General features: G+C 51.1%; 24 protein-coding genes. 15 read left to right on the plus strand and 9 right to left on the minus strand.

Translation table 11 applies throughout. The annotated features are described in order from the left end of the window. Nucleotides 1-11: 11 nt before the first annotated feature. The 5 genes from EGM51_13965 to EGM51_13985 form a co-directional block, all read right to left on the minus strand. Entirely contained in the window at nucleotides 12-1187 is a 1176-nt protein-coding gene (locus EGM51_13965; protein ID QBG48447.1) for an ADP-forming succinate--CoA ligase subunit beta, read from the minus strand. 50 nt (nucleotides 1188-1237) lie between these two features. Continuing rightward, nucleotides 1238-1990: a succinate dehydrogenase/fumarate reductase iron-sulfur subunit gene (locus EGM51_13970; protein QBG48448.1), complete on the minus strand. Its 753-nt coding sequence runs from the start codon at nucleotides 1988-1990 to the stop codon at nucleotides 1238-1240. After that, complete coding sequence (locus tag EGM51_13975; GenBank protein ID QBG48449.1) at nucleotides 1990-3903, minus strand: fumarate reductase/succinate dehydrogenase flavoprotein subunit; 1914 nt, start codon at nucleotides 3901-3903, stop codon at nucleotides 1990-1992. The genes EGM51_13970 and EGM51_13975 overlap by 1 nt, the downstream gene beginning before the upstream one ends. A gap of 19 nt (nucleotides 3904-3922) precedes the next feature. Further along, the gene (locus tag EGM51_13980; GenBank protein ID QBG48450.1) at nucleotides 3923-4582 is read right to left on the minus strand and encodes a succinate dehydrogenase cytochrome b subunit; all 660 of its coding nucleotides are present in this window, start codon (nucleotides 4580-4582) and stop codon (nucleotides 3923-3925) included. A gap of 609 nt (nucleotides 4583-5191) precedes the next feature. Further along, complete coding sequence (locus EGM51_13985; GenBank protein ID QBG48451.1) at nucleotides 5192-5506, minus strand: hypothetical protein; 315 nt, start codon at nucleotides 5504-5506, stop codon at nucleotides 5192-5194. A gap of 305 nt (nucleotides 5507-5811) precedes the next feature. Between EGM51_13985 and EGM51_13990 the strand changes: the two genes are divergently transcribed. The 4 genes from EGM51_13990 (at nucleotide 5812) to EGM51_14005 (ending at nucleotide 7926) form a co-directional block, all read left to right on the plus strand. After that, nucleotides 5812-6342 (plus strand): hypothetical protein, encoded by a 531-nt coding sequence (locus tag EGM51_13990; protein QBG48452.1) that lies wholly within the window; start codon nucleotides 5812-5814, stop codon nucleotides 6340-6342. 99 nt (nucleotides 6343-6441) lie between these two features. Then, on the plus strand, nucleotides 6442-6858 hold the full coding sequence (locus EGM51_13995) for a hypothetical protein (protein ID QBG48453.1): 417 nt from the start codon (nucleotides 6442-6444) through the stop codon (nucleotides 6856-6858). Nucleotides 6859-6912: 54 nt separating this feature from the next. Next, a complete protein-coding gene (locus EGM51_14000; GenBank protein ID QBG48454.1) occupies nucleotides 6913-7338 on the plus strand; it encodes a hypothetical protein in 426 nt (141 codons plus the stop codon). A 231-nt stretch (nucleotides 7339-7569) separates the two neighbouring features. Beyond that, nucleotides 7570-7926, plus strand: a complete 357-nt coding sequence (locus EGM51_14005; GenBank protein ID QBG48455.1) for a hypothetical protein — start codon at nucleotides 7570-7572, stop codon at nucleotides 7924-7926. Nucleotides 7927-7982: 56 nt separating this feature from the next. Here the strand turns inward: EGM51_14005 and EGM51_14010 are convergent, their stop codons facing one another. Next, nucleotides 7983-8264 (minus strand): hypothetical protein, encoded by a 282-nt coding sequence (locus EGM51_14010; GenBank protein QBG48456.1) that lies wholly within the window; start codon nucleotides 8262-8264, stop codon nucleotides 7983-7985. Between the two features lie 514 nt (nucleotides 8265-8778). Between EGM51_14010 and EGM51_14015 the strand changes: the two genes are divergently transcribed. After that, nucleotides 8779-9288 carry a hypothetical protein gene (locus EGM51_14015; protein ID QBG48457.1) on the plus strand — a complete coding sequence of 170 codons (510 nt, stop codon included), beginning with the start codon at nucleotides 8779-8781 and terminating at the stop codon, nucleotides 9286-9288. Nucleotides 9289-9853: 565 nt separating this feature from the next. Here EGM51_14015 and EGM51_14020 read toward each other — a convergent pair. Continuing rightward, entirely contained in the window at nucleotides 9854-10834 is a 981-nt protein-coding gene (locus EGM51_14020) for an IS110 family transposase (GenBank protein ID QBG48458.1), read from the minus strand. A 350-nt stretch (nucleotides 10835-11184) separates the two neighbouring features. On the opposite strand from EGM51_14020, the gene EGM51_14025 reads away from it, so the two are divergent. The 10 genes from EGM51_14025 (at nucleotide 11185) to EGM51_14070 (ending at nucleotide 18667) form a co-directional block, all read left to right on the plus strand. Beyond that, nucleotides 11185-11427, plus strand: coding sequence for a type II toxin-antitoxin system Phd/YefM family antitoxin (locus EGM51_14025; protein ID QBG48459.1), 243 nt, complete (start codon nucleotides 11185-11187; stop codon nucleotides 11425-11427). Further along, entirely contained in the window at nucleotides 11424-11687 is a 264-nt protein-coding gene (locus EGM51_14030) for a Txe/YoeB family addiction module toxin (GenBank protein ID QBG48460.1), read from the plus strand. The genes EGM51_14025 and EGM51_14030 overlap by 4 nt, the downstream gene beginning before the upstream one ends. A 293-nt stretch (nucleotides 11688-11980) precedes the next feature. After that, complete coding sequence (locus tag EGM51_14035; protein ID QBG48461.1) at nucleotides 11981-12226, plus strand: hypothetical protein; 246 nt, start codon at nucleotides 11981-11983, stop codon at nucleotides 12224-12226. Nucleotides 12227-12316: 90 nt separating this feature from the next. Next, nucleotides 12317-13255 (plus strand): agmatine deiminase family protein, encoded by a 939-nt coding sequence (locus EGM51_14040; GenBank protein ID QBG48462.1) that lies wholly within the window; start codon nucleotides 12317-12319, stop codon nucleotides 13253-13255. Between the two features lie 148 nt (nucleotides 13256-13403). Further along, a complete protein-coding gene (locus tag EGM51_14045) occupies nucleotides 13404-14003 on the plus strand; it encodes a hypothetical protein (GenBank protein ID QBG48463.1) in 600 nt (199 codons plus the stop codon). 66 nt (nucleotides 14004-14069) lie between these two features. Continuing rightward, the gene (locus EGM51_14050) at nucleotides 14070-14999 is read left to right on the plus strand and encodes a DUF3037 domain-containing protein (GenBank protein QBG48464.1); all 930 of its coding nucleotides are present in this window, start codon (nucleotides 14070-14072) and stop codon (nucleotides 14997-14999) included. A 149-nt stretch (nucleotides 15000-15148) separates the two neighbouring features. Continuing rightward, a complete protein-coding gene (locus EGM51_14055; protein ID QBG48465.1) occupies nucleotides 15149-16663 on the plus strand; it encodes a DUF1186 domain-containing protein in 1515 nt (504 codons plus the stop codon). An 81-nt stretch (nucleotides 16664-16744) separates the two neighbouring features. After that, complete coding sequence (locus tag EGM51_14060) at nucleotides 16745-17611, plus strand: carbon-nitrogen hydrolase (protein QBG48466.1); 867 nt, start codon at nucleotides 16745-16747, stop codon at nucleotides 17609-17611. Between the two features lie 19 nt (nucleotides 17612-17630). After that, nucleotides 17631-18236 carry a carbonate dehydratase gene (locus tag EGM51_14065; GenBank protein QBG48467.1) on the plus strand — a complete coding sequence of 202 codons (606 nt, stop codon included), beginning with the start codon at nucleotides 17631-17633 and terminating at the stop codon, nucleotides 18234-18236. 23 nt (nucleotides 18237-18259) lie between these two features. Then, entirely contained in the window at nucleotides 18260-18667 is a 408-nt protein-coding gene (locus EGM51_14070) for a hypothetical protein (protein ID QBG48468.1), read from the plus strand. Here the strand turns inward: EGM51_14070 and EGM51_14075 are convergent. Continuing rightward, nucleotides 18660-19502 carry a hypothetical protein gene (locus tag EGM51_14075; protein ID QBG48469.1) on the minus strand — a complete coding sequence of 281 codons (843 nt, stop codon included), beginning with the start codon at nucleotides 19500-19502 and terminating at the stop codon, nucleotides 18660-18662. The genes EGM51_14070 and EGM51_14075 overlap by 8 nt on opposite strands. Continuing rightward, on the minus strand, nucleotides 19495-21168 hold the full coding sequence (gene sulP / locus EGM51_14080) for a sulfate permease (protein QBG48470.1): 1674 nt from the start codon (nucleotides 21166-21168) through the stop codon (nucleotides 19495-19497). The genes EGM51_14075 and sulP overlap by 8 nt, the downstream gene beginning before the upstream one ends. Nucleotides 21169-21178: the final 10 nt, after the last annotated feature.

Raw genomic sequence — 21178 nt, forward strand, 5'->3', positions numbered from 1 at the left:
AAACACACCGCTCAGAGCCCGGCAGCCTCGACCACTTTCACCGCCGCATCTTCAAAATTATCCGCAGAAATCAGATCAACCCCGGAACCGGCCAACAGCTCTTTCGCCACATCCGCATTGGTGCCCGCCAGACGAACCACCACCGGAACATTCAGATTGAGATCTTTTACGGCTTCGATAATCCCGTTGGCAATACGGTCACAGCGGACAATTCCGCCGAAAATATTAATCAGAACCGCTTTTACATTCGGGTCGGAAAGAATAATACGGAATCCGTTTTTAACAGTTTCCACATTTGCACCGCCGCCGACATCCAGAAAATTGGCCGGCGAACCGCCCCGCTGTTTAATGATGTCCATCGTGGCCATGGCCAGACCGGCGCCGTTCACCATGCATCCGACGTTTCCGTCGAGTTTAATATAGTTCAGGTGATATTTCCCGGCTTCAACTTCGGCCGGATCCTCTTCATCAAGATCGCGCATCGCCTCCACATCCGGGTGCAGATACAGCGCATTGTCATCGAAATTAATTTTTGCATCAAGGGCAACCAGATCGCCGTCCGGCGTTGTAATCAGTGGATTGATTTCGACAATGGAGCAATCCAGATCGCGGTAGAGTCTGTACAGATTCTGAAAAATACCGGCTGCCTGTTTTGCCGCCGGCCCCTCAAGACCCAGCGCCAGCACAAGATTGCGGGCCTGGAAAGGACGCAGACCAAATCCCGGCCGCACGGTTTCCTTCACAATTTTTTCAGGAGAGGTTTTCGCAACCTCTTCGATTTCCACGCCCCCTTCGGTAGAGACCATGAAGACATCCATACCGCTTGCACGGTCGAGCGTAATGGCCACATAAAACAGCCGGTCCATATCGAACCCCTGCGCAACCATCACTTTTTTAACCGGCTGCCCTTCGGCTCCGGTCTGGGGCGTGACCAGCGTCATTCCCAGGATGTTTCTGATGTTTTCAAGCGCACTTTCGCGATCGGGCGAAAATTTAACCCCGCCGCCTTTTCCACGTCCGCCGGCATGAATCTGGGCTTTAATTGCAAACGTTGACGCACCGAATTCGGTGCTGACCTGATCCAGTGCGGATTCCGCCTGCGACAGATCTTCAATCGTTACGCCGTCCTGTATCGGAATGTCGTATTTTTTCAGGAGCTGTTTCGCCTGAAACTCATGTATCTTCATAGTACCCTTTCCTTAATGGAATGGGGGCGACCATCAGCCGCCCCCGTCCTTTAGCTTTTAAAGCCGTGTTTGATGAACTCACGGTTGAGGCGTGCAATGTTTTTCACATCGATCCCTTTCGGGCAGGCCACGGCACACTCGTATTCATTCGAGCAGTTGCCGAAGCCCAGTTCATCCATTTTCGAAACCATTGCTTTTACGCGCTTTGCACGTTCCGGATGGCCCTGCGGCAACAGGGCATACTGGGAAACCTTGGCCGAAGTAAACAGCATGGCTGAACCGTTCGGACAGGACGCCACACAGGCGCCGCAGCCGATACACTCCGCAGCATCCATGGCTGCTTCAGCAAGCTCCTTCTTGATCGGCGTGGTGGAGGCCTCCGGCGCATTACCGGTTTTAACCGCCACATAGCCGCCTTCAGTAATGATTTCATCCAGCCCGCTGCGATCCACAATCAGGTCTTTCAGAACCGGGAATGCATCCGCGCGGAACGGCTCAATCACCAGTTCCTGACCATCTTCAAAATGGCGCATATGCAGCTGGCACAGTGTCGTGCGATCATGCGATCCGTGTGTTTTACCGTTCACCAGCGCCCCGCAGCAGCCGCAGATCCCTTCGCGGCAGTCGTGCTCGAACGCAATCGGTTCAATGCCTTTAACGGTGAGCTCATCGTTCACCACATCGAGCATTTCCAGAAACGAAGCATCGGTATCGATATTCTTCGCTTCATAGGTTTCGAAGCGCCCAGCTTCTCCTTTGCTCTGGCGCCATACTTTCAGTGTAAGATTAATTTGCTTAGACATTATTTGTACGACCTCTGTGTAAGTTTGACTTCTTCGAACTCAAGCGGTTCTTTGTGCAGAACCGGCTCTTTATCCAATCCCTGGAATTCCCATGCCGCAACGTAGCAGAAGTTTTCGTCATCACGCTTCGCTTCGCCTTCCTCGGTCTGGCTCTCTTCCCGGAAGTGGCCGCCGCAGGATTCCTTACGTTCAAGGGCATCTTTAACCATCAGCTCGGCAAACTCCATGAAGTCTGCCACGCGGTTGGCTTTTTCCAGTGCCTGGTTCAGGTCGTCTGCAGAACCCGGAACATTGAGATTCTTCCAGAATTCCTCGCGGATCTGCGGAATTTTCTCAAGGGCTTCTTTCAACCCCTTCTCGTTACGGGCCATACCGCAGTTGTTCCACAGCAGGTGGCCGAGTTCCTTGTGGAAATCGTCGACGGTACGTTTACCGTTAATGGCAAGCAGACGGTCGAGTTTTTCCTTGGCGGCCGCCTCTGCCTTCACGAATTCCTCGTGGTCAGTGGTCGCTTTTTCAATCTTCGCGGTTGCAAGATAATCGTTAATCGTGTTCGGGATCACAAAATATCCATCGGCCAGCCCCTGCATAAGCGCGGAAGCACCCAGACGATTGGCCCCGTGGTCGGAGAAGTTGCACTCACCCAGCGCATAAAGCCCCGGAATCGTAGTCATCAGATTGTAGTCCACCCAGAGACCGCCCATGGTGTAGTGCACCGCAGGATAGATCATCATCGGGGTTTCATACGGATCGTCATCCGTAATCCGATTGTACATTTCGAACAGGTTGCCGTAGCGCGCTTCAATTACATCTTTTCCAAGACGCTGAATGGCTTCGGCAAAATCGAGGTAAACCGCCTGGCCTGTCGGACCGACCCCGCGGCCTTCGTCGCAGACCACTTTCGCGTTACGCGAAGCGAGGTCGCGCGGAACGAGGTTACCGAAACTCGGATATTTACGTTCGAGATAATAATCGCGCTCATCCTCCGGAATCTGTTCCGGCGGGCGGGTATCGCCTTTTTTCTTCGGCACCCAGATACGGCCGTCATTACGCAGCGATTCAGACATCAGCGTCAGCTTCGACTGATATTCACCGTGAACCGGGATACAGGTCGGGTGAATCTGCGTGAAACACGGGTTGGCAAAAGCCGCCCCTTTCTTATACGCGCGCCACGCCGCCGAAGCATTGCAGTTCATCGCATTGGTCGAAAGGAAGAAGACGTTACCGTAACCGCCGGTCGCCAGTACCACGGCATCCGCCACATGACGGGTCAGTTCGCCGGTCACCAGATTGCGGGAGATAATACCGCGCGCCTGTCCGTCGATCACCACAATATCAATCACTTCACAGCGGGTGTGCATTTTCACACCGCCCGATTTGATCTCTTTACAGAGTGCACCGTAGGCACCGATCAGCAGCTGCTGTCCGGTCTGCCCGCGGGCATAGAACGTACGGGACACCTGCGCGCCACCGAAGGAACGATTGGCCAGATAGCCGCCGTATTCACGCGCAAACGGAATCCCCTGCGCCACACAGTGGTCGATGATCAGGTTGGAACATTCCGCCAGACGATGCACGTTGGCTTCACGGGCCCGGAAATCGCCGCCCTTTACCGTATCGTAAAAAAGACGGTGAACAGAATCGCCGTCGTTGGGATAATTTTTCGCCGCGTTGATCCCGCCCTGAGCGGCAATCGAATGCGCACGACGCGGACTGTCGGAATAGGTAAAGCAGTCAATGTTATACCCCTGCTCCGCCAACGTGGCCGCCGCAGAAGCGCCCGCCAGGCCGGTACCGACAACAATAATATTGTATTTTCGGCGGTTGGACGGATTGACCAGTTTCACGTTAAATTTATGGTTGGTCCATTTTTCGGCCATCGGGCCTTCTGGAATCTTTGCATCAAGTTTCATGTCTCTGTGTCCCCCTGGATTAACGTGTGAAAGCAATGATCGGAATGATGGCAAACGTCGCAGCCATAAGCGTTGCAATAACGGTTGAGGCTTTTTTGATTTTGCTGCCTTCACGCGGGACATAAATACCGTAGGTCTGGAGCGCACTCTGCAGCGCATGGCTGAGGTGCAGACCGACGGCAATCATGAACAGAACATAAAACGCCACGTGAACCGGATGCTGGAATTTTTCCAGAACCATACCGTAAACGTCGTAGCCTGTTTGACCGTGCATGTCGATTTCCGCCTTCTTTGTAAACGTGAAATCGAGCAGATGTTTCACGATGAAAATGAAGATCATACCCCCCGATACCGGCATAAGGCGTGCCGCCCATGAACGTTCTTTGGATGATTTCTGAGAAACCCGCTTGGACGCCGCCTTTTTATTGGCCAGCACCACCCGGATGCCCATAATCATGTGCACGGAGATTGAGACAAGCATCAGCACTTCGATCCCGATCACAATCGGAACCAGCTTGTGCAGATGATGGGCGTAGGAATTAAAGATATCCTGCCCAAACAGAAACAATATGTTTCCTCCCATATGCGGGATCAGAAACAGAAGAAACATTATCAGTCCGGAGGTCGCCAGCAACAGCTTCTGACCTATCGAAGATAATATCGATGTTTTTATACTCATTATGTGTATTCCCTGATTAATTTCCGCCTATATAGGAATAGATGAGCATTCCTATAATAATTTCCAGTGATTGCAAAACGATTATTTACGGTTTCTCGCAAATTCCCGCTGCATTTCACCGGAATTAGACACTTAATTTAACAAACAAGCCGCGAAGTGTAGTCCTCGACACAAAGCTCATCAAGCCCGCTCTCGCTTTTTTCGCTATTTATATATCGATTCAATAACAGCGTATTAAAAAGCCCGAAACAGACCGCCCACTTCTTCCGATATACGGCCGGATTTATTGATTCGGAGTGTAAATGCTTCATAGAAAAACCGGAACTTTGTTTTTCAGATTTCTTCCACCGGCTGTCTTCAAACGAAAAAAACGTCCGGTGCCCGCGTGCGGCTCAGCGGTGCTTCTGTTCGAACCGGGCAGGCGGAGAGGCGGATCTGGAATTCCGGACCACAGTATGTTAGGTTTTGGCGCGGACATTACGGAATGGATTCTCAATACAGCGTTCTCCTTCTTTTTGCCACAGTCGGCTGACTTCACCATGACTGGTGCCGGATGCGCCCTTAAACATGCGTTTTTGCTCCCGCGAAGGCATTCCGGCCATAACCGCCCTAAGCATATGGGTCGCGGCTCTGGGCTGCTTCATAGGACTTGAGGCACACCTCTTTGCCGTTTTTGCGCACGCGCGGACGACGGACGGCCCCTTCTTCGGTCCCGAAGAAATAGCCTCCGGGAGCGGAACCTGTGCGTTGATAATCAGAGTCAGCAGCTCGTTGATAAGCTTTACCGCAGAGCGACTCAACCTCGTGAAATAATACTGCAGTAAAGGCCGAGCGGGCCGCCATGCGAAGATATGATTCAACCGCTGCTCCCGCCTCGGAATCCTCGGCTTGTGCCAGCAAGTCGATCAGTGATACATGATCCATTGTGTGGTCTCCTTTCATCGGTCTGAAAAGTCCAGTCTATACAGACCGGACGTGAAGGCCACACACCTAAATTTTAACAATCAAAAAATACTTCCCGGGGCCGTGATCGTAGCGCAGGCGGCTCACCTGCTGCAAAACCGCACCCGTCCAATCCTTGAAAATACTTAATTTTATCCTTACGGATCATCCAACGTTTTATTACCGTGCTGTGTAAAATAAATGGCGCGAAATTTCTGCCTAACACCTGATATCAGGACATAGCCAGAATACATTCCGCCTAATCAACTGTTCTGCATGGAGAAAATATGATCATTAAAGGAGCCAAAGATTTCGCAAAACACTGTGCAGCAGTTCGTGCTTTTATGAACTGTCGATATTTTCTGTCATTACTAAAAGATGAGAGTAATAAGGAAATTCGTTCCGCTCTTTGGGGAGCCGCTTGTGTGAACTATCGACGTCCGTTTGGGAAAAATGGAGAATTTGGAACAATTAAAACGACATTGATTCCTTCTGAATTTAAGGACCTCCATTCCTCCCTAAAAAATCAACGTGATGATTTATTTGCCCACAGCAATAGCCGAGCTGAAAAAGATGGAGAACGAATTCACGAAGTTATCTTTACCGTTAGCGACACGAGATTAAAAATACAAGATCAGTTTGCCCATCCCAACAATGGGGATCCTGAAAAATTAGATGATCTGACCGTCCATTTAATCAAAGAGATTTCATCTGCACAAAACACCTATCTGGCTGAACACCACAGTGATTTCAAGTTTGAACAAGGTGAATACATTTTAGATTGGGATACTAATAATCTAATCAAAAAAGAAAACTAGCAGAACCAGAGGCTTGACCTTACCGTGAAAACGCCCGGTGATCCGGTCAATGTTTATGTGCACGGCAGGTCAGCCTTAACGTTCGCATGGAGAAAAATAATGAATGCGATCGAGTTAATACTCAGGGAAATATCAAATGGCAGAAAATCTTTCATACCTGTAGATAGCACTCAAGAATCCATGGAGGACTTCCAGTCTATCGCAAAATTACTGATCTATTGCGAAAAGCAAAGTTGGTTAGATTCCATAAAACCCAAAAAGGAAAGTCGTTCTGGCAATGATTGGTACGAAACAGTTCCAGTGTTAGGAGACTTAACTTATGAGGGTGAACAATATTTAGAATCCTTAGCGTCTAAAAATACTAATTCAGAGAATTCCCCAAAAGAAGATATTATCGAATTGAAGCCTAACTTCATGGGGATAGGGATCAATCTCAATGCACTTATTCGCTGGAGGAAAACCAAAAATAAGCAGAACCAGAAATTGGAGCCTACCGTGAAAACGTCGGTCGAGTAGGTCGAGGTTTATGCGCACAGCGGCTCACTTTTAACGTTGGATTTAAATAGATAAATGCAAGAAGAAGAGAACATTATCACAGTCAGATGCCCGGAGTGCTTAGAAGATACTTCCATTAATTTATCGAAGAATCTGAAGTGCAAGCATTGCGAAAAATCTCTGACAAATTCGAGATACATCAAGCCCCTTATTAAAGGAACTTCTATCTTCACAACTGCAATCCTAATCGGGATTGGTAGTGGAATCGGTTTAGACGAAGTTTTTGAAAAAGATCGTTATCCAATATCAGTTGAGTACTCGATCATCGAACGAAGCCTATCTGGTGATTCCACTCCAGTTTCCAGACGTTGGTTTAAATCGAAAAAAGAGGCGTGTTTTGAGGCGTTAGAGAGGACTCAGAAAAAAATTAGCTATAAAGAATACAAGGAAGAACCACTTAAATTCATGGATGAATATGAGAAGCAATTATTCAAAAAATGAATTCAGGGAGGGGATTTCCCTCCCTGATGCGGTCTTATTTCGATTTAGAACCACTGCCTTTACTGGCTCCACCTTTAGGAGGGTTATTCCCTCTTCCTCCTCCAGATTTGTTTCCAGTTGTACTCGGTCCATTCGGCGGTGTATTTTTGCTCATTTTTGTTCTCCTTTGTTAATGAGTTGGGAGCATTCAACCAGAACCTGAGGGACAAATGGGGACAGTTGGTTGATTTTATGAAAAAATCTGAAAAACAGAAATTGCTCAGAACCCTCATTGGAAAGATGGGATGGAGTTACAATGCATTTGCCCGAAGATGGATCTGGGAGAAAAATGATACCGATGATGAAGCTGAAATCAGACGGTTTGAGGAAAAGTTCAAAAAACACCTAACCCGCGAAACGACAAGGGAATCACTTATTGATTCCTACATTGAATTTCTATTTCAACAACCTGAAGCTGAAAAAATAGATTACGTAAAGCCGATTGGTGATCCTATTAAGGATGAACTCTCGGAGAGATTTTACCGACTTTCAAAAAAACTAAATGAATCCAACCAGTCATCTGAGGTGGTCCGCCAACGTAAAAACTGACTTTCTATCGGTCCGTTTAACCTAATGGCGTCAGGATGTTCGTATATGATTTTGATTCATCCGGAGCCCCGTCTTTTGAGGATGCTGGTATAATGCAGTTCATCGTAGGGGATCTGCTCTTTCCAGCACCGGTACAGGATACGGATCCATTTGTAAGCCAGAGCACGAACGGCCTGATGATGACCCATCCCTTTTTCACGGGCCTGGATGTAAAAGGCCCGGGCCCACAATGAATGTCTGGTCGTTTCATTGGCCCATTCATGGAAACTCTGCCGGACGAAGTTGGAGCACTTCCACGGGCGGTGCACCCAATCGAAAGGGTCAGCCCTCGGATCCAAGTATTTTACCCTTCCCCGCGCCCCTATCCCCTCAAGCGCCCCGCTCACCTTACGGCGTTCCACTGCGGACTCGGCGGCTCTGCGGGAGATCCATTTTTCAAGCACTTTGGCAAAAGGACGCAAAGCCTTTGGCCGGGCCGGGCGTCCGGCGGAATAGCCCGGCGTTCACCGCCCGATGGGGCATCGGGCCTACAGGTATGCGAGTAACTGATGTGGCCTTAACAGGATACCCCTCTAAAGCAAATCATCTGTTATACGAGGCAGGCCGGCGGCCTGCGATACCAGCCTGAACCGCCGCCTCGATGACATCGGAATCTGATCGTACCGCAGGCGGCTCGCCTGCCGCAAAACCGCACCAGTCCAACCCTTGAAAATACTTAATTTTATCCTTACAGATTACCCAACGTTTTATTACCGTGCTGTATAAAATAAACAATACGAAATTTTCTGCCTAACACCTGATATCAGGACATAGCCAGAATACATTCCGCCTAATCAACTGTTAGCAAAAGATATGTACATACTATTGCCTGATGGAACTATTGATGATTTCGAGTTGGATGAACTAAAAGAGTTCATACCGATACTTGATCGTAATCATGCGACAATTTATGAAAAACTGGAAAAGATACCAGCGCCAGAACACAATGTTTACTGGTCAAGATTGTCATATATTTCAGGCCTTGGTTTTACCATGGCACAACAATACATCAGCACAACTATCAGCTCTTCGGATATTGATTATAAGGTGGCATTTGAACTTCCACCATTTGACAAATCAGGTATCAGCAAGATTTCAATAATCAACGCGGGAGCAAATTATTGGAAACATTACTGTGATTATTCAAATGAGCCATTGCACAAAGGGACAAAGACGATTTTAGACAGTATAGATTTTGACATATCTTCATACGGAATATTTGTCCTTCTCTACAAAGTTGCAGTTGTTGAAATTAATCCATTTAACAAGCTTTGTGAAATCCTGGAGGAATGGAGGAACAACATGGTTGCTAACCACCATTAAGTCCTCTTCAGTAAAGACAAAAAACTCCCCGCTTCAATTTTAATGGTTTTCCAACTACCACTATCGATTGAACTAAACAACCTGGTCTCAACTTGGGCCGTTTTTATTTCTACATGGGCGAGTGGAGCAAGGCTCCCTCAAACAACCGTGCGGGCTCAGGCGGCCGGTTCTCCCCGAAGGTTCGGGGCGGCGGCTGTCATAGATTACTACGATCTATGACGTCCCAGCTGAAGCGAAGCGCAAATAATTTCCGAAGGAAATAGGCCGAAGGTCGGTTCAAATCATGCGGTTCTTCCCTGCGCGCTACCTATTCAAGAAAACATCGGGTGTCCGCCGTAAAGACGGAGTCCAGTTTGGTGCGGGTTTGCGGCAGGGTCGGCTCCTTATTAAATCAGGTTCTGTAAAAACCGGAGGCGGCGGTTCCAATCAAGACGATCGGGTACGGGTTCTTTCCAGCTCGGCTGATTCGGATTCAAACCATTTTATTATGCCGTGCATCGGATGACCTCTTTGTCCCAGTCAGAACGTACGGATCACCACCACCTCCTTAAAAGCGTATGTTAAATCATCGTCTTCCCTTTATAAGCTGATCAACTGAAAAGCCGGTCCTGCGGTCCAGCATGAAGTAGACGGCACGGGCAATCTTGGCCGCTATAATTGCGTTTGCAGTGTGTTTGCCTTTTCTGCGTTCGAGCTTCTGATAGTAGGTGTTGAGTTTCGGATCGGCCCGTTTGCAGAGAATGGCCGCCTGCATGAACGCCCACTTTAGGTACGGATTGCCCATTTTGCGGCCCTTACCGCCGAAGTCCTTCCCTCCGTTTTCATTGGTACCGGCCACAAGGCGGCAGTAGCTGATATAATCCTTCACAGCTGGAAAACGTTTGATGTCGATGGTTTCGTAGAGAACGGTCAGCGCGAGTATTTTTCCAATGCCCGGAGCGGTGCGGAGCAGGCGGTAGTCCTGCTGCTGAAAATCCCGGGCATGTTTTTCGATCCGCTGCTCCATTTTAAGGATGACCCGGTCATAGCTTTCGATGATCTCCAGCTCCGCATCCGTTGTGAATGAGTCCACCGGGTTATCAAAGCTCGACCGCACACCTTCCCGCCAGCGCTCTTTGCTGTTGGAGCTGATCGTCAAGGGCCGGTTTCCGGCAGCCATCACCTCGCAGGCGGAATGGCCGGTAAGTTCGGCCCGGTTCTTCACGAACTGGTTTCGACGGCGCAGCAGCTTGCGGACCGGGCGCAGATCACGGGGACAGACATAAGCGAATGGAATCCGGCTGGTCCGCAAACACTCGGCCAGTTCCCGGGCATCCTCCTTATCATTCTTATGCTTGTTCGCCGCAATCGATTTAACATAGTAGGCATGAGCCAAAACAAATTTGATCCCGGCATCCTCGCAGGCATCAGCCAGCCAGAAACAGACAAAGCAGCTCTCGCACGTTACCGTTAGATCATCCCTGTACGGCTCAACCAGTTTAAGGAAAAAGGCGAAATCATTGTTCCGGATATTCCGATGGACCAGAATGTTCCCATCCAGATCCATCAAGCATGATGTACATCTGCCGGGTGTGCAGGTCGATTCCGCAGTTGTATTTCGTAGTCGTTTTGTAATACTTCATCTCAGTCTCCTCCGTATAGTTGGCAATTTGAGACGCCACCTTCGGGTGGTCAGCCGTATGCTTGACCAGGAGGAGGGCCTCAATTTTAGAATAAGGAATAAACCGTCCTTTTCAGAGGACTTAGATGAGTATCAAGAGGCTTGAGCCTACGGTGAACCCGCCCGTTTTGGTGAAGGCAAAGTTTATGAGCACCGAGGCTCATCCATAACGTTCGCAGAATCAAATTGACAGTCCCATACACATTGCGTACGTTATTGCGTACCAAGGAGGCAATATGACAACTTTAACTGCAACTGAAGCTCGCAAACAGCTATACAACCTATTGGATGATGTTTCCGACTCTCATGAACCAATCCAAATTACGGGTAAAAGAAATTCAGCAGTCCTTATTTCCGAATCAGATTGGAAAGCTGTTCAGGAAACTCTGTACCTTTCATCAATCCCCGGCATGAGTGAATCAATCAAAGCTGGATTGGCAGAATCAGTAGATAATTGTGATTCGGAGTTGGATTGGTGAGTTGGAATATCGTTTACACCAATCAAGCCAAGCGAGATGCCAAAAAATTATCACGATCAGGATTAAAACCACAGGCACAAAAACTATTGGATATTCTTAAAGAGAATCCATATCAAAATCCGCCATCCTATGAAAAATTGGTTGGGGATTTATCCGGAGCGTATTCAAGAAGAATCAATATCCAGCACAGATTGGTTTATCAAGTTTTAGAAGAAATCCAATCCGTCAAAGTAATTCGGATGTGGAGCCATTACGAATAAGTTGCGAACCAGCCATCTGAGGTTGTCCGTCAACGTAAAAACTGACTGTCTATCGGTCCGTTTAACCTAATGGCGTCGGGGTGTTCGTATATGATTTTGATTCATCCGGAGCCCCGTCTTTTGAGGATGCTGATATAATGGATATGCCGCTTCTGCCTTTTTGGGCTTTGGATATTATGGATCGTTTGAATTTTTGTTAGAATCTGGATTTAACGTTACCTTTACAGAATCTGATTACACAGGCAGTCAAATGCTTCATTCCGGGCAGAGGCGGATCTTCCGGGCATTCGGCCATGCGCTCGCATTTCGACCCTATGAAAAAAATTGTCGGAACGATCCGTCGGTACCAGCCGCTGATCCTGAACGGGTTCAAGACCCGGAAGGCCTATTCATCAGGCGCCGTCGAGGGCCTGAACCGCAAAGTAAATCTGGTAACGAGAAAAGCGTTCGGTTTTCGAAGCTATGAAGTGCTTGAAATCGCCCTGTTTCACACTATGGGCGAGCTTCCTGAGCCAGAACTAACCCACAGATTTTGCTGAAGAGGCATTTTTAAAGAGCGTAAGCCGAATTTTCAATGATTGAAACTTTCCGCTCGCGTTTTTTCCAAAGCTTGGAAATGCTCCCGCCCCATGAAAAGAAGACTGCCAGCAGAATGGGAACCGCAGGATGCCGTCCTGCTCGTTGAGCCACAACCGCACATGGACTGGGCCTACTGCCTCGACGACGCACGCGCCACCTTTTTCAATATCCGTAAAGCCATCGAACGCTTCCAGCCGGTCCTCTGGGTGGAAGACTTCGACTGCAACGACACCTGGAGCCGCGACATCGCCCCCGTCACCATCGAAGAAAACGGCAACCCCGTACTGCTCGATTTCACCTTTAACGGCTGGGGCGGAAAATTTCCCCACAACCTCGACAACACCCTCACCCGCCGCCTGCACGAAGCCGGCGCCTTCGGCCCAACCGAAATCCGCCCCATCGATATGATCCTCGAAGGAGGAAGTATTGAATCCGACGGCGCAGGCACCCTGCTCACCACCACCGCCTGTCTGCTCAATAAAAACCGCAACCCCGACCTTTCCAAAACCGAAATCGAAACCCGGCTCACCGAACTGTTCGGACTCCGTAAAATCCTCTGGCTCGAAAACGGCCACCTCGCCGGCGACGATACCGATTCCCACATCGACACCCTCGCCCGCCTTGCTCCCGACCAAACCATTCTTTACGTATCCTGCAGCAACCCGGAAGATGAACACTACGAAAACCTCCAGGCCATGGAAGCCGAACTGAAACAGTTTGAAGGCTTCCGGCTGCTTCCTCTCCCCTGGCCTGCACCAAAATTTGACGGTAACCGACGGCTGCCCGCCACCTACGCCAACTACCTCGTCATCAACGGAGCCGTCCTCGTCCCCACCTACAACGATCCCGCCGACGCCCTCGCCCTCGAAACCATCGGCAAAGCCTTCCCCGGCCGCGAAATCATCGGCATCGACTGCTCCACCCTCATCCGCCAGGGCGGCTCCCTCCACTGCGTCACCATGCAGCTCCCCGCAAGGGTAATGCCCTGACTATCCCAATTCCGATCTGCTTGCCGATCTCGCAAAAACAAACTATTCTTTACCAGATTTATTAAAATTCTGCGACATGTTGCATCCGGCACCGTCGCTAAAACTTAACCCAAGAGGTATACCTTGAGTTTTCTATGTTGAGGAACACATGAATAACAGTCAGCCATTGATTCAAGTTTCCGAGGTGATCAAGAAAAGCGACCAAGGAATCACACGCCCGTTTATCTGCCGGGACGATTCAGGCCGACAGCTTTGGGTAAAGGGCGCGGAACTCTCAAAGCCGGAACTGGCCGCAGAATGGATATCTGCATGTCTGGCCAAAGAATGGGGGTTGCCTATTGCGCCCTTCGGCTTGGTTTATATCGACCCTCTTTTAATTGAGTATAGCTCCATGCCCGAAATTTCATCTTTGGGATCAGGTATTGGTTTTGGTTCTTATCATGTGGAGGGAGCTGTTGAGCTCGATTATCCGGAATCTTTGAAAATCGATTCAGAGCTCAGGGCCGACATTCTCCTCTTCGACTATTGGATTCAGAACGAAGATCGCACTTTGGGAGAGAACGGAGGAAATCCCAACCTGCTGTTGCATATTCCCGAAGGCGACGTAGTTATAATCGACCATAATCTCGCATTCGATGTCAGTTTTGCAAAGGAAACACTTTTCGGGACTCATGTATTCCGGGATTTCCGCCAAAAATGGACCGGGGAGTACATTAAAACGCATCAGAAAAAATTGCTGGATATCTGATACAGCTGGCCTCAATACCCGACGAGTGGTTTGAGGATGACGACCTCATAAAAAAACCTTTGAAGAATGAAGTTGGGCGAATGGAACATATTCTGCGTAGAGTTGAAACGAATTCCCAAGATTTCTGGGAGGTGCCTCATGAATAAACTGGTTTGTAATTACAGCGTCATACGATTTCTTCCTTATCCGGAAACGGGGGAGTTTGCGAATGTCGGTATTCTTGCCTGCTGTCCACAGATCGGTTGGATGGACTTTGCCGTGGAAGTGCGTAAAACCAAGCGGATTACCGACTTTTTTCCAGAACTGGACGTTCATATGTACACCCATGGCCGCCAGCATTTACTTGCGGAGCTAAAGCGCTTAAGGCCGGAATTTGACTCCGCTGAATTTAAACAGCTGGTCTTGCCTCAACACCAGAAGATGATTGCCGGAATATTTGCTGAAATTATCCGGCCACGCGAAGAGCTGTTCCGTTTCGGGGCCCCGGCTACATTGCTGACGGAGGATCCGTTCAAAGATCTGGAAGCGCTATTTGATCATTATGTTGATCGAAACTTTGCGAAACATAAGGACTATCAAGAAAAAGTCATGACGGATAAGCTGACCCAGATTTTCCGGGCAGAAAACCTATTGCACCGCTATCACAGCGAAAAGGTCGGCAACGACGATTATCATGTAACGCTGCCCTTTGTTGAAAGCGCGGAGAATGACACGCGTCCATTGCGTGCGATTAAGCCACTAAACCTCACACAGACCGAGGCTACACAGATACGAGATCGCGGTGATGCCTGGCGAAACCGAGTTGATCGCCTTCAACAGATGGATTTCTTGCCGCGGCACATGTTGTTTGCGGTTCAGTGCCCTCCGGAAGCAGATGCCAAGCGCTATGCCGCCGCTCGGGAAATTTGTGATCTCCTTAAAAGTCAGGGTGTTGCAGTTGAACCATTTGATAATCAGCGAGCCGTCACTCACTTCGCATCCCGGACGCAGGCTTGACCTCTCTGACGCGACGAGCCCGAAATCTTGATGCATATCGAGTCCATCCCCGCCGCCAAAATAGTTTCCAATTTCCTTCGCGCTCCCCGTGTCTTCGCAGGTAAAAAAACGGCATTATCAACCCAACCCAATGATAAGGAACCCCGGACATGACCACCGAAGAAGCGCTGAAAAAACTGGAACCGTTTAGCGGCCGGATTCCAACCGATGCACTCAATACCATCCGCAAAACCTGGCCGGAGGCGGAATCGGTACTGCTCGAAGAGCTGGACTGGCGTATTGAATACCCATATGCCGACGACCGGTCCGCCCGGTTTGTCTATGCCCTTTTTCTTTTGGCGGAACTGAAAAGCGCGGCGGCGTTCGAGCGCTATGTGACCCTCGCTTCGTTCCCGGAATTTATTCTGGATCGGATTTTCGGCGATATGGTGACGGAGTCGCTGCGCCATTTTCTGGCGCTTACCTGCTGCGGTCAGATTGAAAAACTCCAGGCCTTCATCGAAGGCCGCGCAGTTTTTGAATACGCCCGCTCGGCAGGGCTGTTTGCTCTTGAGCAAATTACACTCAACGGCGGGTTCCCGCTGAAAAAGATGGAGATGTACTGCATCGAACTGCTGAGCCGACGACTGGAACAGAAACCTAGCTATATCTTTGATACCGTGATTACGGTGTGTGATCACCTGAAATTCAAAACTGCACTGTCGTTCATTAAAACTGCCTACGACCGCAACCTCGCCGATCCTTACATACAATCCTACGAAGAAATTGAAATTTCGCTGAACCAGGCCGATGACCTTCCGCCGGAGAAACGGCGGTATGACGTCCTTGAACCGACTGAGCGGGAAATCCATTTCTATACCGACTATTGGGGCGACCATGGTGGCCCCGTCGGTGAAAAGGATCATTCCGGTCTGCTCAATGCACCGGCCAACGAACGACGGCAGCAGAATCGCAGAAACATGGCCGGGAAAGAGCCCGGACGTAATGAGCCCTGCCCGTGCGGTAGCGGGAAAAAATATAAGAAATGCTGCATCGCCACCGGATTCGTACGGTCGGATATTCCGGATGAAGACCGGGTCGAAATGCCGGCAACCCGAACCGATGAATGGATTATGGCCGGATACTACTATATGAAACATCGCGATGACTGGAAGGCGCTGTGTTGCTGGAAAACCGCCTGGCCGCTGGTCCTGGAAAAAATCCCGCCGGCGGTCACCAGTCCGGCTGATCCGCGTACCGATGCCCTGTTCAACGGTTATGATTTTTTCAGCAACTGGATTCAGGATCTGCAGGCGGTCATTGATAATATGGCGAATGATTCAGTCGCGGCTCTACAGTTCGGCTTTGAATATCTACCCCGTCTCCAGGAGCGTTTCCCCGATATGGATACCGTGCTACGATGTAATTTTGAAGAGAGTTTTGCGCGGATGGAACACGCCTGCGGCAAAACGGAACAGGCCACTGAGCGACTTGAACGCATGATTGAACTCTATCCGAAACGGGCGCAGGGCTATGCGGTACTGGCGGAGCTCTTCAGCTTCGATGCGCACGGGGAGCCCGACGTTCCCCGCGCTCAACAGCTCCTCACCCAGGCCCTGCTTAATGCTGAAGATTGTGCGGACTGGGATATCAAGGTCCGTCTTGATAACCTCCGGCACTGCTAAACGATCACTCTATCTTCAAGCGGCAATGAAGTCCCTTTTGTTTCGTGTACTTCGTGTATTTCGTGGTGTAAAAAGACCGTCATGAGCAAGTTGATCACAGGTTTAGTCCAGCAGTCGTGTTCGGGCGACCGCGGGACGAATATTGAAAAGAGCATCGCCGGGATCCGGCGCTGTGCGGCGCGGGGTGCGAAACTGGTGGTTTTGCAGGAGCTGCATACATCGCTTTATTTTTGCGATGTGGAGGATCCGGCGAATTTTGATCTGGCGGAAACCATTCCCGGTCCGTCGACGGAAACCTTCGGGGCGCTGGCGAAGGAACTCGGCGTGGTGATCGTGACCTCGCTGTTTGAAAAGCGCGCGCCGGGGCTGTATCACAATACCGCCGTGGTATTGGAAGCCGACGGATCGATTGCAGGAAAATACCGCAAAATGCATATTCCGGACGATCCGGGCTATTATGAAAAATTTTATTTTACGCCGGGCGATCTCGGTTTTTCTCCCGTCGAAACATCGGCCGGAAAGCTGGGCGTTTTGGTCTGCTGGGATCAGTGGTATCCGGAGGCGGCGCGGCTGATGGCGATGGCCGGCGCGGACCTGCTGATTTACCCGACGGCGATCGGCTGGGATCCGGCCGACGATGCCGAAGAGCAGGCGCGCCAGCGCGAGGCGTGGATTACGATTCAGCGCTCGCACGCGGTGGCCAACGGTATTCCGGTGCTGAGCGTCAACCGCACCGGCTCCGAACCGGGCGGCGCGGTTTTCTGGGGATCGAGCTTTGCGGCGGGCTGTCAGGGTGAACTGCTGGCACAGGCCGGAACGGATGAGGAAACGGAACTGATTGTGGCGCTGGAGAAAAACCGCTCGGAAACGGTCCGGCGCATGTGGCCTTTTTTCCGCGACCGCCGCATTGATGCCTACGAAGACCTCACCAAGCGGTTCCGGTATTAAACAGAGAAGGAAAATCATTATGAAATCGCTGAAACCGCTTTTTGATAAAAACCGCGAATGGGCGGAAAACGTTGAGAAGGAACAGCCCGGATTTTTTGAAGAACTGGCGAAACAGCAGTCGCCGGAAATTCTATGGATCGGCTGTGCCGACAGCCGTGTACCGGCCAATGAGATTATCGATCTTCCGCCGGGAGAGGTTTTCGTACACCGCAATATTGCCAATGTGGTGGTGCATACCGATCTCAACTGCCTCTCCGTTATTCAGTATGCGGTGGAGGTTCTGAAGGTGAAACATATCATTGTCTGCGGCCACTATGGCTGCGGCGGCGTGGCGGCTTCGATGGAGGAGGCCAACCATGGTCTGATCGATAACTGGCTGCGCCACATTCAGGATGTCTACCGCATTCACGCCACGGAACTGAATGCCATTGAAGATGCGGTTGCGCGCCGCGACCGGCTCTGTGAACTCAATGTGATTGAACAGGTCGGCAATGTCTGCAGTACCACCATGGTACAGAATGCCTGGAAGTCCGGCCAGGAACTGCATGTCCACGGCTGGATCTATCGTCTCGAAGACGGTCTGCTGCGGGATATGGGGGTCACCGCCACCGGCCTCGACCGGTAGTCAGGAAAGGCACATGTCTGCTCATGAATCTCCTTGCCGATATACAACCTGCCCGGATGCTGGGCATCACGGTTTCCAGACAGTGGAAAAACGGCATTGAGTTATGTGCTCCGCTGGAGAAAAACCGGAATGACAAAGGAACCGGATTTGCCGGTTCCATTTCGTCCATCCTTACGCTTGCCGGCTGGGCATTGATGACCCGGAAACTGCACGAAGCCGGCCTTCAGGCCGAGGTTATGGTCGTGAAATCCGAAACGGAATTCACCGCTCCGGTAACCGGCGATTTCATGGCTGCCTGCGAAACATCGGATGCCGAAACAGCGCGCGTTTTACAGGAACTGGAAGCCCGCGGTCGCAGCCGGATTGAACTTTACAGCGAAATTCCCGACTGTGCCCGCATGACGGCATCCTATGCGGTGATCGCTATTTGATCACCTTGCGGGTCTGCTGCACCAGAGCTTTCCAGAGCTCTTCCTCGTTTTCCGCGTTAAGCAGCAGATCGCGGGCCGTTTTATCGCGGAAGGTCTGCGAAAGTCCGGCCAGCAGTTTAAGGTAAAATGCACTGGTGGCGGTCGGAATCACCATAAAGAAAAAGAGGCGCGTAAGCGTCCGGCCGGGGCCGCCGAAACGAATGCCTTTTTTATGAATGCCCAGCGCCATGGTCAGCCCGCCGCCCTCCACTCCGCGCACGTGCGGAAATGCCATTCCACCGTCAATGGCGGTGCTGATGATGTCTTCGCGCTGCATCGCCATATACAACAGCTGGCGACCGTCTTCCACAAAGCCTTCGGCCTGCATGCGTTCACAGATTTCGCCAAGCACTTCCTCGGGCGTATTTCCGGTCAGCGGAGTAATCATCAGCGGCTGTGTGGAAAAGCGGGCAATGCCGATCTTCCGTTTTTCGCCATACACCCGGCTGGCATGTTCCCGGGCCACCACTTCAGACGGCACGTAAAGATAGCGGGTGCAGTTCGGGCAGCGATGAATGTCCTCTGCATGATGCACTTCATTCACCTGGCTGATGCTGAGCTTCATACCGCAGCCCGTGCAGTGCCCGTCAATCAGCGGCACCACCGCTTCCGGATGCTTTTTGAGCAGATCGTTGATATGGGTCTTCGTACGTTGCGGAATGTTTTCGCTGAGCAATGCAATATTCTCGTCAAGTACGTCGAGCGGTGCTTTGGGCATCGCGACTTTTTTCTGGATGCGGGCAACTACAAGTTCCTGCAACTGAATCAGCTGATTGATGAGTTTACGATTATTCATGTTTCTTTCCTTTCTGGATTAGCTCCTGTGCACGCTCAAGAGCGGCATCAATGGAGGAGCAGAAATTTTCAGCGCCGACCTCGTCGAGGAACCCGGACTGTTTAAAGGTTCTGTGCGGCTGGGCAGCAACGCCGGAAAAAACCAGCTCGGTTTTCTTTTTGCGGCATTGCGCATGCAGCTGCCGCAGATTATGCAGGCCGGTGGCATCAATGGCCGGAACGTGCCGTATCCGCAGAACCAGCACCGGAATATTTTTACGGCGGTTCCCCAGTGCATTCCAGAATGTATCAGCCATCCCGAAGAAAAACGGTCCTTCAACCTCGTAAACCTCAACCCCCGGCGGCACCTCACGCAGCGCAAAGGCCCGGGGATCTTCGGCAGAGTCGACATCGCCGCTGACGGCATCGGTGATCACACTGACATTGGCGATTTCCGACATCCGCCGGATAAACAGCAGGGCCGACAGCACAATACCGACTTCCACCGCCACGGTCAGATCGATCAGAACGGTCAGCAGAAACGTAAGCACCAGCACCAGCCGGTCACTGCGCGGTCCTTTCAGAATGGACAGAAAATTCTGCTTTTCACTCATATTCCAGGCGACCACCACAAGAATGCCCGCCAGCGTGGAGAGCGGAACCATTTTAGCCAGCGGCGCAAACAGCAGAAGAATCAGGGCCAGCGTGACGGCATGGATAATTCCGGCCAGCGGGGAGCGGGCTCCGCTTTTCACATTTGCGGCGGTACGGGCAATGGCGCCCGTAGCCGGAATTCCGCCGAAAAAGGCCGAACCGATGTTGGCAACACCCTGCGCAATAAGCTCGGTATTCGGGCGGTGCTTTCCGCCGATCATGCCGTCGGCGACCGTGGCCGACAACAGCGACTCAATGGCCGCAAGCAGAGCAACCGTAAAAGCCGGGACAATCAGGTTCCGGAGTTCGGATAATTCGGGAATAGCAAACATGCCAGGCAGCGGCAGGGTACGCGGCAGTTCGCCGAAACGACTCCCGATGGTTTCAACATCAAGGTGCAACAGCGCCGCAACGGTGGTAGTTGCCAGCATGGCGATTAGCATGGCAGGGGTTCGGGGAGCCCACCGTCGCGACGCATAAATGATTAAAACCGTGGCTATGCCCAGCGCGGCCGCCGCCGGTGTGCAGGTGTCCATGGCCTGGAAATAGACCGCCCATTTCGGAATAAATTCTGCGGGAACAGTCTCGATATGCAGTCCGAACAGATCTTTGATCTGCGTGGAAAAAATGACCAGTGCGATCCCGCTGGTAAATCCGGTGGTGACCGGAAACGGGATGAAGCGGATCAGACCGCCGAGCCGGAACAGACCGAACAGAATCAGCAGCAGGCCGGCCAGCAGCATACACCAGACGAGCCCGCTATAGCCGAATTCCGCCACAATGCCGGCAACAATCACCACAAATGCGCCTGTCGGCCCGCCGATCTGCACCCGGCTGCCGCCGAGCAGCGAAATCAACAATCCGGCAACGATGGCCGTGAAAAGTCCACGTTCCGGCGGCAGTCCGCTGGCTATGGCGAAAGCCATCGCCAGCGGCAGGGCAATCACCCCTACGGTAATCCCGGCGGAGATATCAGCGATAACGGTTTCCCGGGTACTGGTTTTCAGAAGAGTGAAGAACTTTGGGCGGAACATGGAACGGTCC

The sequence above is a fragment of the Verrucomicrobia bacterium S94 genome, from assembly GCA_004299845.1.
Classification (GTDB): domain Bacteria; phylum Verrucomicrobiota; class Kiritimatiellia; order Kiritimatiellales; family Pontiellaceae; genus Pontiella.

Coding starts and splice junctions, on each gene's coding strand:
- EGM51_14005 (QBG48455.1), top strand. CDS start 7,570: ATGAAAAAATCTGAAAAACAGAAATTGCTCAGAACCCTCATTGGAAAG.
- EGM51_14000 (QBG48454.1), top strand. CDS start 6,913: ATGCAAGAAGAAGAGAACATTATCACAGTCAGATGCCCGGAGTGCTTA.
- EGM51_13970 (QBG48448.1), bottom strand. CDS start 1,990: ATGTCTAAGCAAATTAATCTTACACTGAAAGTATGGCGCCAGAGCAAA.
- EGM51_14015 (QBG48457.1), top strand. CDS start 8,779: ATGTACATACTATTGCCTGATGGAACTATTGATGATTTCGAGTTGGAT.
- EGM51_14060 (QBG48466.1), top strand. CDS start 16,745: ATGAGCAAGTTGATCACAGGTTTAGTCCAGCAGTCGTGTTCGGGCGAC.
- EGM51_14050 (QBG48464.1), top strand. CDS start 14,070: ATGAAGTTGGGCGAATGGAACATATTCTGCGTAGAGTTGAAACGAATT.
- EGM51_13965 (QBG48447.1), bottom strand. CDS start 1,187: ATGAAGATACATGAGTTTCAGGCGAAACAGCTCCTGAAAAAATACGAC.
- EGM51_14045 (QBG48463.1), top strand. CDS start 13,404: ATGAATAACAGTCAGCCATTGATTCAAGTTTCCGAGGTGATCAAGAAA.
- EGM51_14020 (QBG48458.1), bottom strand. CDS start 10,834: ATGGATCTGGATGGGAACATTCTGGTCCATCGGAATATCCGGAACAAT.
- EGM51_14035 (QBG48461.1), top strand. CDS start 11,981: ATGCGCTCGCATTTCGACCCTATGAAAAAAATTGTCGGAACGATCCGT.
- EGM51_13975 (QBG48449.1), bottom strand. CDS start 3,903: ATGAAACTTGATGCAAAGATTCCAGAAGGCCCGATGGCCGAAAAATGG.
- EGM51_14075 (QBG48469.1), bottom strand. CDS start 19,502: ATGAATAATCGTAAACTCATCAATCAGCTGATTCAGTTGCAGGAACTT.
- EGM51_14065 (QBG48467.1), top strand. CDS start 17,631: ATGAAATCGCTGAAACCGCTTTTTGATAAAAACCGCGAATGGGCGGAA.
- sulP (QBG48470.1), bottom strand. CDS start 21,168: ATGTTCCGCCCAAAGTTCTTCACTCTTCTGAAAACCAGTACCCGGGAA.
- EGM51_14025 (QBG48459.1), top strand. CDS start 11,185: ATGACAACTTTAACTGCAACTGAAGCTCGCAAACAGCTATACAACCTA.
- EGM51_14070 (QBG48468.1), top strand. CDS start 18,260: ATGAATCTCCTTGCCGATATACAACCTGCCCGGATGCTGGGCATCACG.
- EGM51_14055 (QBG48465.1), top strand. CDS start 15,149: ATGACCACCGAAGAAGCGCTGAAAAAACTGGAACCGTTTAGCGGCCGG.
- EGM51_13985 (QBG48451.1), bottom strand. CDS start 5,506: ATGGATCATGTATCACTGATCGACTTGCTGGCACAAGCCGAGGATTCC.
- EGM51_14040 (QBG48462.1), top strand. CDS start 12,317: ATGAAAAGAAGACTGCCAGCAGAATGGGAACCGCAGGATGCCGTCCTG.
- EGM51_13990 (QBG48452.1), top strand. CDS start 5,812: ATGATCATTAAAGGAGCCAAAGATTTCGCAAAACACTGTGCAGCAGTT.
- EGM51_13995 (QBG48453.1), top strand. CDS start 6,442: ATGAATGCGATCGAGTTAATACTCAGGGAAATATCAAATGGCAGAAAA.
- EGM51_13980 (QBG48450.1), bottom strand. CDS start 4,582: ATGAGTATAAAAACATCGATATTATCTTCGATAGGTCAGAAGCTGTTG.